The 17,538-nt window shown below is 27.5% G+C and carries 12 protein-coding genes; 3 read left to right on the forward strand and 9 right to left on the reverse strand.

Annotated features, from left to right (window positions below; translation table 11 throughout):
- Nucleotides 1-92 precede the first annotated feature (92 nt).
- From yihA to KQI36_RS05480, 7 genes are all read right to left on the reverse strand, one after another.
- Nucleotides 93-683: a ribosome biogenesis GTP-binding protein YihA/YsxC gene (yihA, locus tag KQI36_RS05450; RefSeq protein ID WP_216449984.1), complete on the reverse strand. Its 591-nt coding sequence runs from the start codon at nt 681-683 to the stop codon at nt 93-95.
- Nucleotides 673-3,009: an endopeptidase La gene (gene lon, locus KQI36_RS05455; protein WP_216449985.1), complete on the reverse strand. Its 2,337-nt coding sequence runs from the start codon at nt 3,007-3,009 to the stop codon at nt 673-675. The genes yihA and lon overlap by 11 nt, the downstream gene beginning before the upstream one ends.
- A 201-nt stretch (nt 3,010-3,210) precedes the next feature.
- Nucleotides 3,211-4,899: an ATP-dependent protease LonB gene (lonB, locus tag KQI36_RS05460; protein WP_216449986.1), complete on the reverse strand. Its 1,689-nt coding sequence runs from the start codon at nt 4,897-4,899 to the stop codon at nt 3,211-3,213.
- Nucleotides 4,900-5,144: 245 nt separating this feature from the next.
- A complete protein-coding gene (gene clpX / locus KQI36_RS05465) occupies nt 5,145-6,437 on the reverse strand; it encodes an ATP-dependent Clp protease ATP-binding subunit ClpX (protein WP_010294156.1) in 1,293 nt (430 codons plus the stop codon).
- Nucleotides 6,438-6,457: 20 nt separating this feature from the next.
- Complete coding sequence (clpP, locus tag KQI36_RS05470; RefSeq protein ID WP_216449987.1) at nt 6,458-7,042, reverse strand: ATP-dependent Clp endopeptidase proteolytic subunit ClpP; 585 nt, start codon at nt 7,040-7,042, stop codon at nt 6,458-6,460.
- A 168-nt stretch (nt 7,043-7,210) separates the two neighbouring features.
- Entirely contained in the window at nt 7,211-8,503 is a 1,293-nt protein-coding gene (tig, locus tag KQI36_RS05475; protein WP_010294160.1) for a trigger factor, read from the reverse strand.
- 222 nt (nt 8,504-8,725) lie between these two features.
- Entirely contained in the window at nt 8,726-9,523 is a 798-nt protein-coding gene (locus tag KQI36_RS05480; protein WP_216449988.1) for a hypothetical protein, read from the reverse strand.
- A 781-nt stretch (nt 9,524-10,304) separates the two neighbouring features.
- Here KQI36_RS05480 and pflB point away from each other — a divergent pair.
- The 3 genes from pflB to KQI36_RS05495 all read left to right on the forward strand — a co-directional run bounded on the left by pflB (nt 10,305) and on the right by KQI36_RS05495 (nt 14,221).
- A complete protein-coding gene (pflB, locus tag KQI36_RS05485) occupies nt 10,305-12,533 on the forward strand; it encodes a formate C-acetyltransferase (RefSeq protein WP_010294163.1) in 2,229 nt (742 codons plus the stop codon).
- A 268-nt stretch (nt 12,534-12,801) separates the two neighbouring features.
- Complete coding sequence (gene pflA, locus KQI36_RS05490; RefSeq protein ID WP_216449989.1) at nt 12,802-13,533, forward strand: pyruvate formate-lyase-activating protein; 732 nt, start codon at nt 12,802-12,804, stop codon at nt 13,531-13,533.
- Nucleotides 13,534-13,744: 211 nt separating this feature from the next.
- Nucleotides 13,745-14,221, forward strand: coding sequence for a hypothetical protein (locus tag KQI36_RS05495; RefSeq protein WP_010294167.1), 477 nt, complete (start codon nt 13,745-13,747; stop codon nt 14,219-14,221).
- A 21-nt stretch (nt 14,222-14,242) separates the two neighbouring features.
- Here KQI36_RS05495 and KQI36_RS05500 read toward each other — a convergent pair whose 3' ends face one another.
- Both KQI36_RS05500 and KQI36_RS05505 read right to left on the reverse strand, forming a co-directional pair.
- A complete protein-coding gene (locus tag KQI36_RS05500; RefSeq protein WP_216449990.1) occupies nt 14,243-15,499 on the reverse strand; it encodes an aminopeptidase P family protein in 1,257 nt (418 codons plus the stop codon).
- A gap of 177 nt (nt 15,500-15,676) precedes the next feature.
- The gene (locus KQI36_RS05505) at nt 15,677-17,368 is read right to left on the reverse strand and encodes a tetratricopeptide repeat protein (protein WP_216449991.1); all 1,692 of its coding nucleotides are present in this window, start codon (nt 17,366-17,368) and stop codon (nt 15,677-15,679) included.
- Nucleotides 17,369-17,538: the final 170 nt, after the last annotated feature.

The following is a 17,538-nucleotide window of genomic DNA, read 5'->3' on the forward strand; positions in this document are numbered from 1 at the left end:
ATACTTTTATAAAGTATGTGTTTTTTATATTTATTTGAATTTTTAAGTTATCAATAAATATTTAATTTTATATAATCATAAACACTTATTAACTATTCCCATTCTATATTTTTACTTAATTCTTCTAATAAATTTTCTTTACCTTCTTTTTTTAATGATGAAAAGAAAACTATTGATTCTTCCTTATCCATTTTTAAAGTTTCCCTTATAAGTTTTTTACTTTTAGCTGCCTCATTATTAGTTAATTTATCCCTTTTTGTTGCTACCACTATAACATTATACCCATAATGTTTTACCCAATTATACATAATAACATCATCATCAGTAGGCTTATGTCTAGAATCAACTAAAAGCACTATTTTTTTTAGCTGTGGACGATCTATTAAATATTTCTCCATCATTTTTCCCCAGCTATCCTTTTCTTTTTTAGATACTTTTGCATATCCATATCCTGGCAAATCCACAAAATAAAACTCATTGTTTATTAAGAAAAAGTTTATTAATCTAGTTTTTCCTGGTGTACCACTTACTTTAACTAATTTTTTTCTATTTGTTAAAGTATTTATAAGTGATGATTTTCCAACATTTGAACGTCCAACAAAAGCAAATTCTACTCTATTATCAATAGGATATTGTTGTGGCTTAACTGCTGATATAACAAATTCTGATTGTTTAATTTCCATTATTCATCTCTCCAATAACTAAAGCATTCTTTAGTACTTCATTTACATTTTCTACTGGTATAAATTTGATTTTATTTTTAACACTTTTAGGTAGTTTATCTATATCTTTTTTATTATCTTTTGGCATTATTATAGTATCTATTCCCATTCTATATGCAGCTAGACTTTTTTCTTTTAACCCTCCAATAGGCAATACTTTTCCAGTTAAAGTTACTTCACCAGTCATAGCAACATTATGTTTCACTTTTGAATTACTTAATGCTGATACCATCGCTGTAGTCATTGTTATACCTGCTGATGGACCATCTTTAGGCACTGCCCCTTCTGGTACATGTATATGAATATCTTTATTTTTATAAAACTCATTTTTTATACTAAAGTTTTTTGCATTGGATCTTACATAACTATATGCAGCTTTTGCAGATTCCTTCATTACATCACCTAATTTACCAGTAAGTTCAAGTTTTCCATTTCCTTCCATAACCATTACTTCTATAGGAAGAGTATCACCACCATATGCTGTCCATGCTAGCCCAGTAACTACCCCTATCTTATCATCTTGTTGCATATCATCATAACTAAATATTTCTACACCTAAGTATTTAGTTACATGGTTAGATGTAATCGCTATTTTTTCTTTATCTTTTTCTACAAGTTCAGTTATAGCCTTTCTTATTAATGTAGCTAACTTTCTTTGTAAACTTCTAACTCCTGATTCTCTAGTGTAATTCTCTACAACTTTTTTTATTGCAGAATCATGTATCTTAATTTGACTTTCTTTAACATTATGCTCCTTTAACAATTTAGGAACTATGTGCCTTTTAGCTATATTAAATTTTTCCTCTACCGTATATCCACTTACTTCTATAATTTCCATTCTATCTAAAAGTGGTCTAGATATAGTGTCAAGTGAATTTGCTGTAGTTATAAATAATACCTTTGATAAGTCAAAATCTAATTCTAAATAATGATCCCTAAAACTATTGTTTTGTTCTGGATCTAAAACTTCTAATAGCGAGTCTTCTATATTTCCCTTATGATCCATTCCTGTTTTATCTATTTCATCTAAAAGAAATACTGGATTTTTAGATCCTGCTTTTTTCATACCATTTATAATTCTACCTGGAATAGCTCCTACATAAGTTTTTCTATGACCTCTTATTTCTGCCTCATCTCTTACTCCACCTAAGCTCATTCTTACAAATTTACGTTGTAAAGCTTCTGAAACAGATTCAGCTATAGAAGTTTTTCCAACTCCAGGTGGTCCAACTAAACATAGTATTGGAGCTTTTAATCCCCTACTAACTTTTCTTACCGCTAAATATTCTATTATTCTTTCCTTAACGTCTTCCATTCCATAATGGTTTTCATCTAATACTTTTCTAGCATTTTTTATGTCTAAATTATCTTTTGTTATTGTTCCCCAAGGTAAACCTAATAGAACATCTAAGTAAGTTTTTGTATTAAGACCTTCTTGAGAAGATGCTCCACTACTTTTTAACCTTTTAAGCTCATATAAAGCCTTTTCTCTCGCTTCCTTAGGAAGTTTCGCTTTTACCATCTTAGACTCATATTCTCTAAGTTCTTTTACCTCTTCATCATCTTCTCCCAATTCTTCTTGAATTGTTTTTATTTGTTCTCTAAGATAATATTCCTTTTGTACCTTCCCAATTTTACTTTTTACTTTTATGCCTATTTTCTTTTCCAGTGCTACAATTTCCAATTCACCTTTTATAATTGTCAACAACTTTTCTAAACGCTCTTTAATATTAATTAAACTTAATAATTCTTGTTTTTTACTTTGTTTTAATAACATATACGATGCTATAGTGTCGCATATTCTTCCAAGGTCTTCCTCTTCATCTAAATCTATCATTACATCCATTGACTGATTAGTAACTTCTAAATAGTCTTGAAAACTTTCTAGTATAGATGCAACATAAGCTTGACACTCTACCATATCTTCCTTAGGTATTTTATCTTCTATAACTTCTATTTCACCTAAAATACTACTTTCATCTTTTATATAATCTATTAATTTCCCCCTGCATTCACCTTCAACTAACACTCTTATGTAATTTTCAGGTAACCTAACCAACTGTTTTACTGTACATATAGTTCCTATTTGTTGTATATCATCTTTTTCTACGTCTTCAACTTTAGCATCTTTTTGTGAAACTAAAAAAATCTTCTGATCTTTAGTCATAGCAGTCTCAAGGGCAACTATAGACTTTTCTCTTCCCACATCAAAATTCAATACATTATATGGGAAAATACTTAATCCTCTTAAAGGTATTAAAGGAAGTTTTATTATATTATTCTCCATTTTCTCCCCTCATTTCTATAAATTAATGTTATTTTATCGCTTATGATTTAAAAAAGTATATAAATAGACTAATATATTATAACCATAATTAAGATTTTTTTCAATTAATAAGTCACTCTAATTATATATTCTTTTAACATATTTCCTTTAAATATTAAATAAAAAATATTATCAAATTAAACAACTCTTATATATTATTAACTATATAGATTTTGCAGTTAGTATATCTAAGTCACCTTTAACATTCACATCCAATGTTTCATACTCTTGATTTACTATTGAAATTTTTATCACTTCTTTTATATGACCTACTGGTATAATATCAACACCTTCAATCTGACTAAAACTTTCTTGCCAGTTTTCTTTAGGAATAATTATCTTTGTAGCACCTGCTTTCATAGCAGCTTGAATTTTAGAACTTACGCCACCTACTGGCATAACAAGTCCATAAATAGATATTTCACCAGTCATAGCAACTTTATTGTTTACTCTATTTCCAGTTATAGCACTATATATAGCAGTGGCTATACTTACTCCTGCTGATGGACCATCTACTGGAGTTCCCCCTGGAAAATTTACATGTATATCATATTCATTTACATGTAATGAAAAAGTTTTTTCAATGACAGTAATTACATTTTCTAGTGATGATGCTACTGTGCTCTTTCTCTTTATTTTCTTGTTGTTATCTTTAATTTCTTCTTCTTCAACTATTCCTGTTATTTTAATTTTTCCTATACGAGATTTAACTTTCATCGCCGTTGCTTCAATCTCCATCAATGCTCCTATATTAGCTCCATACACTGCTAACCCATTTACATTTCCTATCATAGGCGCAGGCTTTACTTTCTTTATAGGTCTTTTACTATAATGACCATTTTCAATAACCCATTCAACATCTTCAACACTTACATACTTTCTATTTTCATTTATAGCTATTCCTGATGCCAATTGAATTAAATTAACTGCGTCTCTTCCATTTGAAGAATATAATCCCACTAACTTTGCTGCATCTTCTTCTAAATTTAATTCTAATTTTTTCATAGCATTATTTGCTATAACTTCTATTTCTTCTGGTGTTAGAGCCCTAAAAAATATTTCTACACATCTTGATCTTATAGCTGGAGGTATTTCTTCTGGATTTCTTGTTGTAGCACCTATCAGTCTAAAATCTGCTGGAAACCCATTATCAAATATATCCTTTATATATTGTGGCATATTATTATCTTCAGAGTTATAATATGCACTATCTAAAAACACTTTTCTATCTTCTAATACTTTTAATAACTTATTCATTTCAATTGGATGCAACTCGCCAATCTCATCTATAAATAGAACTCCACCATGAGCTTTAGATACAGCTCCCATTTTAGGTTGTGGTACCCCAGCTGCACCTAATGGTCCAGCACCTTGATATATAGGATCATGAACCGAACCTATAAGCGGGTCAGCAATTCCTCTTTCATCAAACCTTATTGTTGTTGCATCTATTTCTACAAATTTAGAATAATCACCAAAAGGTGAGTTTTCTCTTTTTTTAGCTTCTTCTAAAACTAGTCTTGCAGCTGCTGTCTTACCAATACCTGGTGGCCCATAAATTATAACGTGTTGGGGATTAGGTCCACATATAGCTGCTTTTAGAGCTCTTATACCTTTTTGTTGACCTATTATTTCATTAAAATTCGTTGGCCTACTTTTCTCCGAAAGCGGCATAGTTAATGATATACTTTTCATTTCTTCCAGTCTTTGAGCATCTTCCTTTTTTTCATTAATATTTGATGAAGAGTTTTTTATATTACCCTTACTTGAAAATATATAAATTATTAATGAGAAAATAATTATAGAATGAACAGTTAAAATAAGAAAAATCGTTGAATTTTCCATAATCATATACATTATCCTCCATAAATCTTTATTTAGGGAATATTAGTTTTTTATATTATATAAAAGTACATACTTTCCCCTTTATACTACTATTATTTTCACATTTTCCTTTAATATTCTTATTCACTAAATAAAATTCTTACTTAATCATAAGGATAAAATATAAGTTGAAATAATTCCATAAAAATAAAGACACTATAAAACATATAGTGCCTTTATATATTAAAAATATTTATCATTATTTTCTAACATTATGCTGGTTCTAAACCTCGTTTAGATTTACCTTTTGATTCAATTTTTAACGGCTCTCTTTTTCCACTTTCAGCTATAACAACATCTGGTTCTTTAGTCTTTATTGTATCTTTAGTTATTATAACTTTTTCAATTTCTTCTCTTGAAGGAATTTCAAACATAATATCCTTCATAGTTTCTTCTATTATAGCTCTAAGACCTCTTGCTCCAGTTTTTCTTTTGATTGCTTCATTAGCTATCTGTTTTAATGCTTCTTCATCAAAATCTAATAACACATCATCCATTTCAAATAGCTTTTTATATTGCTTAACTAGCGCATTTTTAGGTTCACTTAATATACTAACTAATGCACTCTCATCTAAAGCTTGTAAAGTTACTATTATAGGTAATCTTCCAACAAATTCTGGTATTAAACCAAATCTTAACAAATCTCCTGGCATTATTTCTTTTAATAATGCTCCTATATCTTTAACTTCTTTAGTTTGAACATCTGCACCAAATCCCATTGATGATTTTTGAGTTCTTCTTGATATTATTTTATCTAAGCCATCAAATGCTCCACCACATATAAATAAAATGTTTGAAGTATTAATTTGTATAAACTCCTGATGTGGATGTTTTCTTCCGCCTTGAGGTGGTACAGATGCTACTGTTCCTTCTAAAATTTTTAACAATGCTTGCTGTACGCCTTCACCTGATACATCTCTAGTTATAGACGGATTCTCGGATTTTCTTGCTATTTTGTCTATTTCATCAATATATATTATACCCTTTTCTGCCTTTTCTACATCATAATCAGAATTTTGAATTAATTTAAGTAAGATATTTTCAACATCTTCGCCTACATATCCAGCTTCTGTCAATGTAGTAGCATCAGCTATAGCAAAAGGTACATTTAACATTTTAGCTAAAGTTTGTGCAAGTAATGTCTTTCCTGAACCTGTTGGTCCTAATAATAAAATATTACTTTTTTGAAGTTCAACATCCCCTTCACTAACATTAGAACTTATTCTTTTATAGTGATTATAGACAGCAACGGATAAAGATTTTTTAGCTTCATCCTGTCCAACAACATACTGATCTAAATATTTTTTTATTTCTGCTGGCTTTGGAAGAGTTTCCATATCCATTTGGACACTGTCTTCTCTTTCATCTACTATAATTTCTGAGCATAATTCTATACATTCATCACATATATAAACCCCTGGTCCAGCTATAAGTCTTTTTACCTGTTCTTCATTTTTTCCACAAAAAGAACATTTGAATTTTTTCTTTTCATCATTTCTTGGCATGTCTACACCTCTCTAAAATGCTATTTCTTTTTAATTATTACCTCATCAATCAATCCATATTCTTTTGCTTCTTCTGCACTCATAAAGTAATCTCTTTCAACATCTTTTTTAATTACTTCAAGGGACTTACCAGTATTTTCACTTAATATTTCATTTAATGTTTCTTTTATTCTTATTATACGTTTTGCATGTATATCTATATCTGTAGCCTGCCCTTTAAATCCACCTAATGGTTGATGTATCATTATTTCACTATTTGGAAGAGCAAATCTTTTTCCCTTAGCTCCAGATGATAATAAAAATGCTCCCATTGATGCAGCTAATCCTGTACAAATTGTAACAACATCTGGCTTTATATAGTTCATAGTATCATATATAGCCATTCCGTCTGTTATTGATCCTCCAGGACTATTTATATAAAGATAAATATCTTTATCTGGATCTTCTGATTCTAAAAATAATAATTGAGCAACAACTAAACTTGCAGTAGTAGAGTTTACCTCTTCTCCTAAAAATATTATTCTTTCTTTTAAAAGTCTAGAATAAATATCATAAGATCTTTCACCCTTATTAGTCTGCTCTACTACCATTGGTACTAAACTCATACAACTTCCTCCTTTTTGTACTATATTTATAATACAAATACTACACTAACTAATTCTGTCCATAAATTTAATGTTTAAACTATAATTTATATATTTATATATTATTAAAATTAATTGCCAGAAAAAAATCTGGCAATTAATCATATTTTAACAAAATTTATTATTCTATTAATTAGTAGCTTTACTAGTTTCAACTAACATTTTTCTTACTTTTTCAGCAAGAACTTGAACTTCTAAATATACTTTTTGGCTTTCCATTAACATTTCAGCTGTTTTTTCAGCATCCTCTGCACCATAGTACATTTTAGCTATTTCTTCTGCTCTAGTTTTTAATTCTTCTTCTGTAGCTTTAACTTCTTCAACTTCAGCAATTTTATCTATTACCATTTCAGTTTTAACTTTATTTGTAGCTACTTCGTTCATTTGATTTCTAAACTCTTCTTCATTTGTATTAGTGAATTGGAAGTATTTCTCAAGAGTTAATCCTTGATATTGTAATCTTGTTTCTAAATCTTTTAGCATTCCGCTTATTTCTCTATTTACCATTGATTCTGGAATATCTATTGTTGCATTTTCAACAACTGCAGATATAACAGCCTCTTCATATTCTCTTTCAGTTCTTAATTCGTTTGATTTATCTAAGTTAGCTTTTATATCATTTCTTAATTCTTCTAAAGTTTCAAATTCTGAAACTTCTTTTGCAAACTCATCATCTATTGCTGGTAATTCTTTTGTTTTTACAGCTTTAACTGTAACTTCAAATTTTGCTTCTTTTCCATTTAATTCTTCTATTCCATATTCTTTTGGGAATGTTACATGAACTTCTTTATTTTCTCCAGCTTTTAATCCAACTATTTGATCTTCAAAGTTGTCTATAAAAGTACCTGATCCAATTTCTAATTCATAGTCTTTTCCTTCTCCACCTTCAAATGGAACTTCTCCTACAAATCCTTTAAAGTCTATAACAGCTATATCTTCTTTTTCAATAGCTTTTTCTTTAACTTCTACTCTGGCATTTTTTTGTTGCATTTCTTTTATTTTATTTTCAACATCTTCATCTGTTGTTTTATATTCGTTCTTCTTAACTTCTAATCCTTTATATTCTCCAAGTTTTACCTCTGGAGCAACTGGTACATTAGCTATGTATATTAAATCTTTTCCTTCTCCAATTTGCTCTATTTCTATTTGTGGGTAATCAACTGGATTTATTTTATTTTCACTTAATGCTACTGGATATGTTTCTCTATAAACTATATCTAATGCATCTTCAAATAAAACTGACTCTCCATAATATTTTTTTACTATTGCATAAGGTGCTTTACCTCTTCTAAATCCTGGTATATTAAACTTCTTAGAGTTTTTTGCAAATGCTTTTTTTACAGCGCTATTAAATTTTTCTGCTTCTACTGTTACTGTTAGTTTTACAACGCTTTTTGGTAAATTTTCCACTTTAACGTTCATTTTTCTTTTTCCTCCTACTATATATAAATGAATATTAACCTAATAAATTATAACACATATTATTCAAATTAGGTAGATTAATTATTAACTTGTGCTAATTATAACAAACTAAATATTTCTATTTATTTTTCAATCATAGTTTATAATTTGAAATTTATCAAGCTTTTTCAAATTATACAATATTTCTATATCTAATTACAAGATTTTTTACAATTTTTCCTATTAATAAACTATATTCCCTTGTGAATCTATAAATAAAACATTGTTATCTATGTTTACAACTAAGCCCTTTTCTTGAAGATTTCCCATTTTTACATCTTTACCGTAAATTTCATAATGGGGGGTCCTATTAAGAGAATTAATATCTAAAGTCCAAATATATTGATTTTTTTCTGAAATTATCCAAGGTAGATAACTTGTATATGCTATTAAATTATCATTTATAAATTTAGGGTTATCTGCCCAAATATAACCTTGATTTTCTGTAATAACTTTCTCTTTTGAAAAAGTCATATTTTCATCAGAAATATATTCCTTTTGAGTTACATCTTTAGTACTTCCGTTCAAATCAACTAAATACATGTTCTGACTATCTTTATTTAAAACAATCATATTTTTCCCATTAGGACTTATATCTCCTTTTAAACTTTCAACACCTTCAAAAGAAATAATTTTTTCTTTTTTATCATCTAAGTTTAATTTTAAATTTTTTCCTTCTATTAATACATCTTTTATTAATTCTTTTTCATTATGAGAATTTTCTTCTTTATTTGTGTTTTTATTAGAATCATTATTTTCTTCAACTACAGGTTCTTTTACATTGTTGTTTTCATTTTTAGATACATTAATATTGGATCTTATTATATTAACAAATTTATCTTTTATAGGTGTGCTAAAAAAAATTACTGCACTAACTAAAAAAGCACCAACTAATATTAAAATTATGTATTTTCTTCTTTTCATTTTCTTCATTTCTTTTTCATAATTTCTACTAAACATACTTGGCTTTCTTCTACCCAATTTTAATACCTCCTAAGAAATATTTAAAATTTATTTAAATATTCATATTATTCACTCATCTAATCAATGCCTCTACTTAAGTTTTAAACTTTTCTTTTCTTATTATACCTTATTTTAATATAATTAGTATATTTATGTCTAAAATTTTATATTTGCACTATTTCATTCTCAAAAAATTTCAAAATAATATTAGTATATTTAATATCTATTACTAAATCATTTCTATTATGTTATTATTTTCTTATTTTTTTTAACTGTTATCTCTTTTAAAATTAATAAAATTACCATTTAAATGTTATATTATTTTTTAATTTATCATTAATTTTCAAGGCAATACTTAATTCTAGATTAAAAGTTATTGTAAAAGATAACTATTAACTGTTATATTAACTGTATTAGTTTTTTAAAAACTGTTATATTTTTTTATTGAGTTTTTTTTAACAATATGTTCATTTATAAAGTTATTCTTTTACATTTAAAAACATTTTTTCCTTCTTTGTGATGTAATTTAATAAAATCCGATATAGATTTTACTCCATTTTTCCCTATTTGCCTAAACTTTTACATTGTTTTTACATTAAATAATAATGAATATTTAAATTTATTTTTTCTGACAATTTCAAAACATATTGATTTATTTCTGTATTAGTAATACAATTATAACAGAAGCAAAACTTAAATATAAATTACAGTAAAAAAGTTATTATCATTATTTTTTATCTCTTTAAAATATAATGTTTTAAAACGTAATCACTTGTAATATATTAAGGAGGAATAGTAAATGTTTAAACAATGGGAAAATTTCAAAGGTGAGCTTTGGAAAGAAGAAATTAATGTTAGAGATTTCATTCAAAAAAACTATTCATTATATGAGGGAGACGAGTCTTTCTTAGTTGGAATGACTCCAAAAACTGAAAAAGTTTGGGAAAAAGCTCATGCTCTAATAATAGAAGAAATAAAAAAAGGTATAATTGATGTAGAAGTTAATGAAGTTTCTGGAATTAACAATTTTGCACCAGGATACATCGACAAAGATAATGAAGTAATTGTTGGATTACAAACAGATGCTCCACTTAAAAGAATTGTTAACCCATTCGGAGGATTCAGAATGGTTGAGCAATCACTAGAAGCATATGGATACAAATTAAATGAAGATATTGCAAAATACTTCAATAAATATAGAAAAACTCATAACCAAGGTGTTTTTGATGCTTATAGCAAAGAAACAAGAGCTGCTAGAAGTGTTGGTTTATTAACTGGTCTTCCAGATGCTTATGGTAGAGGAAGAATCATAGGTGACTACAGAAGAATCGCTCTTTATGGAATAGACTTCTTAATAGAGCAAAAGAAAGCTGACTTAGATGCTTTAGTAGGACCTGCTTTAGAAGAATTGTTAAGAAAAAGAGAAGAAGTTAATGAGCAAATAAGAGCTCTTAATGAAATAAAAGCTATGGCTGCATCTTATGGAGTAGACATATCTAAACCATCTTCAAATGCTAAAGAAGCAGTTCAAGCTGTATACTTTGGATATTTAGCTGCTATAAAAGAAAATAACGGTGCTGCAATGTCTTTAGGAAGAACAAGTACATTCCTTGATATATACATGGAAAGAGATTTAGAAGCTGGAATTATAACTGAAGCTGAAGCTCAAGAGATAATTGATCAATTCATAATCAAATTAAGACTTGCTAGACATTTAAGAACTCCAGAATATAATGAATTATTTGCTGGAGATCCTAACTGGATAACTGAATCTATCGCTGGAGTATCTGTAAATGGTCAACCATTAGTAACTAAAAACTCTTTCAGATACTTACACACATTAACTAACTTAGATCCAGCACCAGAACCAAACATGACAGTTTTATGGTCTGAAAAATTACCTAAGAACTTCAAAGAATATTGTGCTAAAATGTCAATTCAAACTGGAGCAATCCAATATGAAAATGATGATATAATGAGACCAATATATGGAGATGACTATGGTATAGCTTGCTGTGTATCTGCTATGGAAATTGGTAAGAGAATGCAGTTCTTTGGAGCTAGAGTTAACTTAGCTAAGGCTTTACTATACACTATCAACGGCGGAATTGATGAGAAAAAAGGAACAGTTGTAATTAAAGGATTAAATAAAATAACTGATGAAGTACTTGATTACAAAACAATCAAACCTGCTTACTTCAATGTTTTAGAATACATTGCTGAATTATATGTAAATACAATGAATACAATCCACTTCATGCATGATAAATATGCTTACGAAGCTGGACAAATGGCATTACATGATACTGATATTAAGAGATTCATGGCATTCGGAGTTGCTGGATTATCAGTTGTTGCTGACTCATTAAGTGCTATAAAATATGCTAAAGTTAAACCTATAAGAAATGAAGAAGGAATAGCTATCGACTTCGAAATCGAAGGAGACTTCCCTAAATACGGAAATGACGACGATAGAGTTGATGATTTAGCAGTAGAATTATTAAACGTATTCTCTGAAATGTTAAAGAAACACCCAACTTACAGAGATGCTGAACATTCTTTATCTGCCTTAACAATAACATCTAACGTTGTTTACGGTAAGAAAACAGGAGCTACTCCAGACGGAAGAAAAGCTGGCGAAGCATTTGCTCCAGGAGCTAACCCAATGCACGGAAGAGATTGTAACGGTGCTTTAGCATCATTAAACTCAGTTGCTAAATTACCATACAGAAATGCTTGTCAAGATGGTATTTCTAATACATTCTCTATAATTCCAGATGCACTTGGAAAAACTGAAGAAGAAAGAAAAATTAACTTAGCATCAATCATGGATGGATACTTCTCTCAAAGTGCGTTCCACCTAAACGTTAACGTATTAAACAGAGAAACTCTATTAGATGCTATGGAAAATCCAGACAAATACCCAACTCTAACAATCAGAGTTTCTGGATATGCAGTTAACTTCAATAGATTAACTAAAGCTCAACAATTAGAAGTTATAAGCAGAACATTCCACAAATCAATCTAATTTAATATTACTATGACTATTATCAGAGTTGCTTTAAATGTAAGCAACTCTGATATATTAAAAAAGTTATTATATAAAGAAGCTAAAAACTTAGATGCTTTTTAAGTTAAAATGGCTTTTTATTTTTTAAAATTTTTATATGTATATGTATAAACAAGTACTATTTATCCCTATAATATTTTAAAGGTTTCTATATTCTAATGATTTTTTTAATATATCTTAATAAGACATATAAAACTAATAAAGCCTTATAAGGAGAAGAATAATTATGATAAAAGGAAAAATTCATTCAATTGAAAGTATGGGACTTGTTGATGGTCCAGGTATAAGAGTTGTAGTATTTATGCAAGGTTGTAAATTAAGATGTGCTTATTGTCATAATCCAGACACATGGACTTTAAATAGTGGAGAAGAAATGACTGCTGATGATTTAGTAGCTAAAGTTGAAAGATTTAAACCATTTTTCCAAAGATCTGGTGGTGGCATTACATTTTCTGGAGGAGACCCTCTAGTTCAACCAGAGTTCTTGCTGGAAGCGCTAAAAAAATGTAAAGCTAAAGGAATACATACAACAATAGACACTGCTGGATATGGCGATGGAAATTATGAAGAAATTTTAAAGTATACTGATTTAGTTTTACTTGATTTAAAACATGAAAATAGTGATGGATATTTAACCTTAACTGGGTCTAATACTGAAGGGGTTAATTTATTTATAAAAGCACTTAAAAATAGTGATTGTAGAGTTTGGATAAGACATGTTGTAGTTCCTGGATATACTGATTCCATAGAACACATGGATAAATTAGCTAAAATAATAAATGAGGAAATACCTAATGTAGACAGAATAGATCTTTTACCTTATCACCTTCTTGGAGTGAATAAGTATGAAGTATTAGGTATAAAATATAAACTTGAGGGTGTTCCCCCAATGGATAAAGAAAGAAATACTGAATTACAAAATTACTTGATTTCTAAAGTAAATTTCGATAAAAAATAAAGAAGCATGTGCTTCTTTATTTTTATTTTAATTACGGTTTTAAGTTTTCCACATTATCAACAGTTTTATCCACATTTTGGTAATATTTTTTAATATTTTATAATATAATATATATTTACTTATTTTATTCTTTATGAGATAATAATATAAATATAGACTTTTTTTTGAATAATCACATAATTTATTTCTACATTTAAGGGGGATTTTATTAATGAGAAATAATTCTAAAGACTTCGAAGATTTTCTTGAAGCTAGAAAAATACCGATGAATAAAGGAATGAATATAGATAATGTAACTATTTTTTCTTTTCCAGAAAAATTAAATATAAATGGTGTTGAAAGACCAGTTTTAGGTGGCGGAGTTGAAAAAAGAGCTGTTATTTCATTAACGGATGATGATACCTTAGCTGATATTTATATATTTCATATCACAAGTATCCCACAAGAAGATAACAAAATTGAACTTTATAAGCTATTTAATGAATTAAATTCAACATATAAATATATATCATTTTATGAAAATGATAATGTAGTTAATGCTAAAGCTTGCATACCTTTTAATAATAATTTCAATGCAGAAATAGTTTTTGAAACATTAACTGTAATGTTCCATGCAATTGAAGAAGAATATGAAAAAATAAGATCTTCTATCAATTTAAAAAGTAAAATAATAAACTTAAAGCAATAAAAGGGAGGACTTCCCTCCCTTTTATTGCTTATTTTCTGCCATAAATTCTTCAATTTCTTCTACTTCTTTTATTATATCTTTAGATAAATTAATACATCCATCTTCAGTTATTAATAAGTCATCTTCTATTCTTACCCCTATTCCTTCTTCTTCTATATAAATTCCTGGTTCGTTTGTTATAACTGTACCTTCTTCTAAGACTCTGTCATATGATCCTACATCATGAGTATCTAACCCTAAGTAGTGTCCAATTGAATGAAAATAATATTTTCTTACTTCTGACTTATCTTTTATTAGCCCTAATTTTACACACCCATTTCCTAGTTCATCCATAGCTACTTTTTCTAAATCAGACATTTTTATTCCTGCCTTAGCGGTTGCCTCCACCTTCTTCATTGCGCTTAATACTGCATTATAAACCTCCTTTTGTCTTTCTGTAAACTTACCATTAGCTGGAAAAGTACGCGAAATATCTCCATTATATAATTTGTATTGTGCCCCTAAATCTAACAGTACCAAACTATTTTTTTCTATTTTACAATTATTTTCTACATAATGAAGTATAGTTCCATTTATACCTGAGCCTATAATAGTATCAAATGCAGTATGCCTTATTCCTCTTTTCCTTAATTCATAATCAAAATGTGCTTCTAACTCGCATTCTGATATTTCTTCTTTACTATTTTTAAATATAGAATATATACCTTCCTTAGTAATTTCTATAGCTTTTTTTATCAATTCTATTTCTTCTGGTTTTTTAACGACTCTCAATTCTGCTATTTTACCATATACATTTTTGACTTTAAGATAAGGATATTTTTTCATAAGCTCTATAGCAAATTCATTTGATTTCGTAGGCATTGAATCGTATTCTCTTTTTTCTAAATCTAAATAAACTGTTTCATAACAACAACTAGTTACACGACCTATTCTAGAAAAATCTTCTTTAAATTGATCATTATATTTAACATTTTCTATTCCTGTTATTTCTTTGCTTTCTTCTATAGTAGGTTTTTTACCTATCCATTTAATCATTTCTGGGTCTTGTCTTTCAATATAAAAATGTTCTATGATTTTACCATTTTCTTTTAACACCATATAGATTGCATTTTCTCTTTCAAAACCAGTAATATAATAAAAGTTTCTATTAGGTTCAAATCTATATTTATAATCTGCCGATTTAAAGGGAGAATCTCCTGAAAATAATACTGTTATTGAATTATCACTTAATCCATCTAAAAGTTCTTTCCTATTTCTTTTAAAAAATTCTTTATTCATTTTAACCTCCAAATACAAAATATAATTTTCAAAATATACTTTATATTTAATTATAACACTATGTATTCCTTAAATTAACAGAAAATTATTTGTTTTGTTAATCATTGTATTTATTTAATAAAAGCATCTTAAAATAAACTCCTTTATTTTAAGATGCTTCTCTTAAATTTTAATTAGTTAATAAAACATAACAAAATCCGGTATTTCTATAACTTCATTTTCTTTCCCTTTTTCATATTTTTTCTTCAAGTCCATTATTTTATTATAATTTTCCGTTATTGTTTTTACCGTATACTCATCATGCTCTTCTTTTAAACTTTTAAAGGACTTTTCTATATTTTCAAAGGATTTTTCTATATTTCCTTCTACAGTGATATAATAGCATCCTAAGTTGTTTAATGTTAATATATTAGTCTTATCTAATTCATAAGCTATATTAATTTCTTTTATAGCCTTATCTTGCATTTTTGCTATAACATAAGTAGTTCCTAATGTTCTATGATATTTTATATTCTTGCTATCCTTTTCAATACATTTATTTAACATCTCTATAGCCTCATTATAATTATGATTAGATAAATATACCAATGCTGTCTGATATTTAAGTTCTAAATCATCTTCATTAAATACCTGAGCTATTTTAAAGTGTTTTAGAGCATTAACACTATTATTCATACTATATAAGTTATAATAACCACTACTAACATATGTTAAAGGATTATAAGGTGAATAATACAGTGCATAGTGTAAATATGGAATTGCTTTATTAGGCTCACCTTTCATCTCTAATATATCTGGAGCCAGTTTAGTGTATAATGGTAAATAATTCTTATTTTGTTTTATTGCAATTTTAAAATATTTAATTGCCTTTTCTATATCATTTTTACTTAACCAATAACAAGATGTTAAATAGTTCACTTTATAATCATCGCTATGATTATTTAATAAGTCAGATATTATATCCCATTCCTTATCCAGTTCACTTTTATTATTTAAAAGTTCTACCATTAATAATTGAGGGATTATAAAGTTATTTTCTAATTTCATACTTCCTATTTCATTTAATAAATCTTCACCTTTATTTAAATCAACATTTGATACATATATTTTAGTCAATGCTAACTTATAAAATAGTTCACTATCATTTTCATTTGCTAAATCAATAAGCTCATTTAAAATGTTTTTATTAGACATATATGCTTCATATGTACTATCATATATTTTCATCTCATTTTTATCTAACTCATAAGCTTTAATTAATGTTGAATACGCAACTTTTGAATCATTCATTTGAAAATACATCATAGCCTTATCGCAAAGTTCAGATGCTGTAAAATTTTTAGTAGCATAACTATCTAATATTTTTTTTGCATTTGTCCCATCTCCATGGAATAAGTATATAGCAAAAGCTATTCTTTTTATCTCATTATTTTCAGGATACATATCTAACGCTTCTTTTACATGTTGATAAATTTTTGTATAGTCATCTTCATTAATTCTATTTTCAACAAATTTTTCTTTTAAATTTAAAAATTCATTATTTAATAAAATTGAGTGAGCTTCTCCATTTTTATCTTCTTTTTCCATTGAAATTTTCATGTATTTTTCTGCATTTTCATTATCATCTTGTAGTAAATATAACTCACTTATTTTTGCTGGCCAAATTGCTGATCTTTTATCAGTTTTATTTATTGACTCATAAACTTTTATGGATTCTTCAAAGTTAGATGAATAAAAATATTCATTTCCTTTTTCACTATATTTTTTTAAATCGGTTTTATTTTTTACAATTAATACGATTAATATAGCTAATAGGCCTATTATAGCAACGAGTAGCATATTTTTATTGCCATATAGCTTTTTACTCATAAAAAACCTCCTTATAAAGATTAAATCAACATTATTTTACCAAAGCTACATAAAAAAATCCACTTGTTTAACTTTCCATAATAATTCATCAGTTGTGTTTTTATTCTTTTTTGATTGTTATTAAATATTTTCAAAAACTTCGTAGTATAGAAAAGCTTTTTATAAAATGT

Source organism: Clostridium senegalense, from assembly GCF_018916625.1.
GTDB classification, from domain to species: Bacteria; Bacillota; Clostridia; order Clostridiales; family Clostridiaceae; genus Clostridium_J; species Clostridium_J senegalense.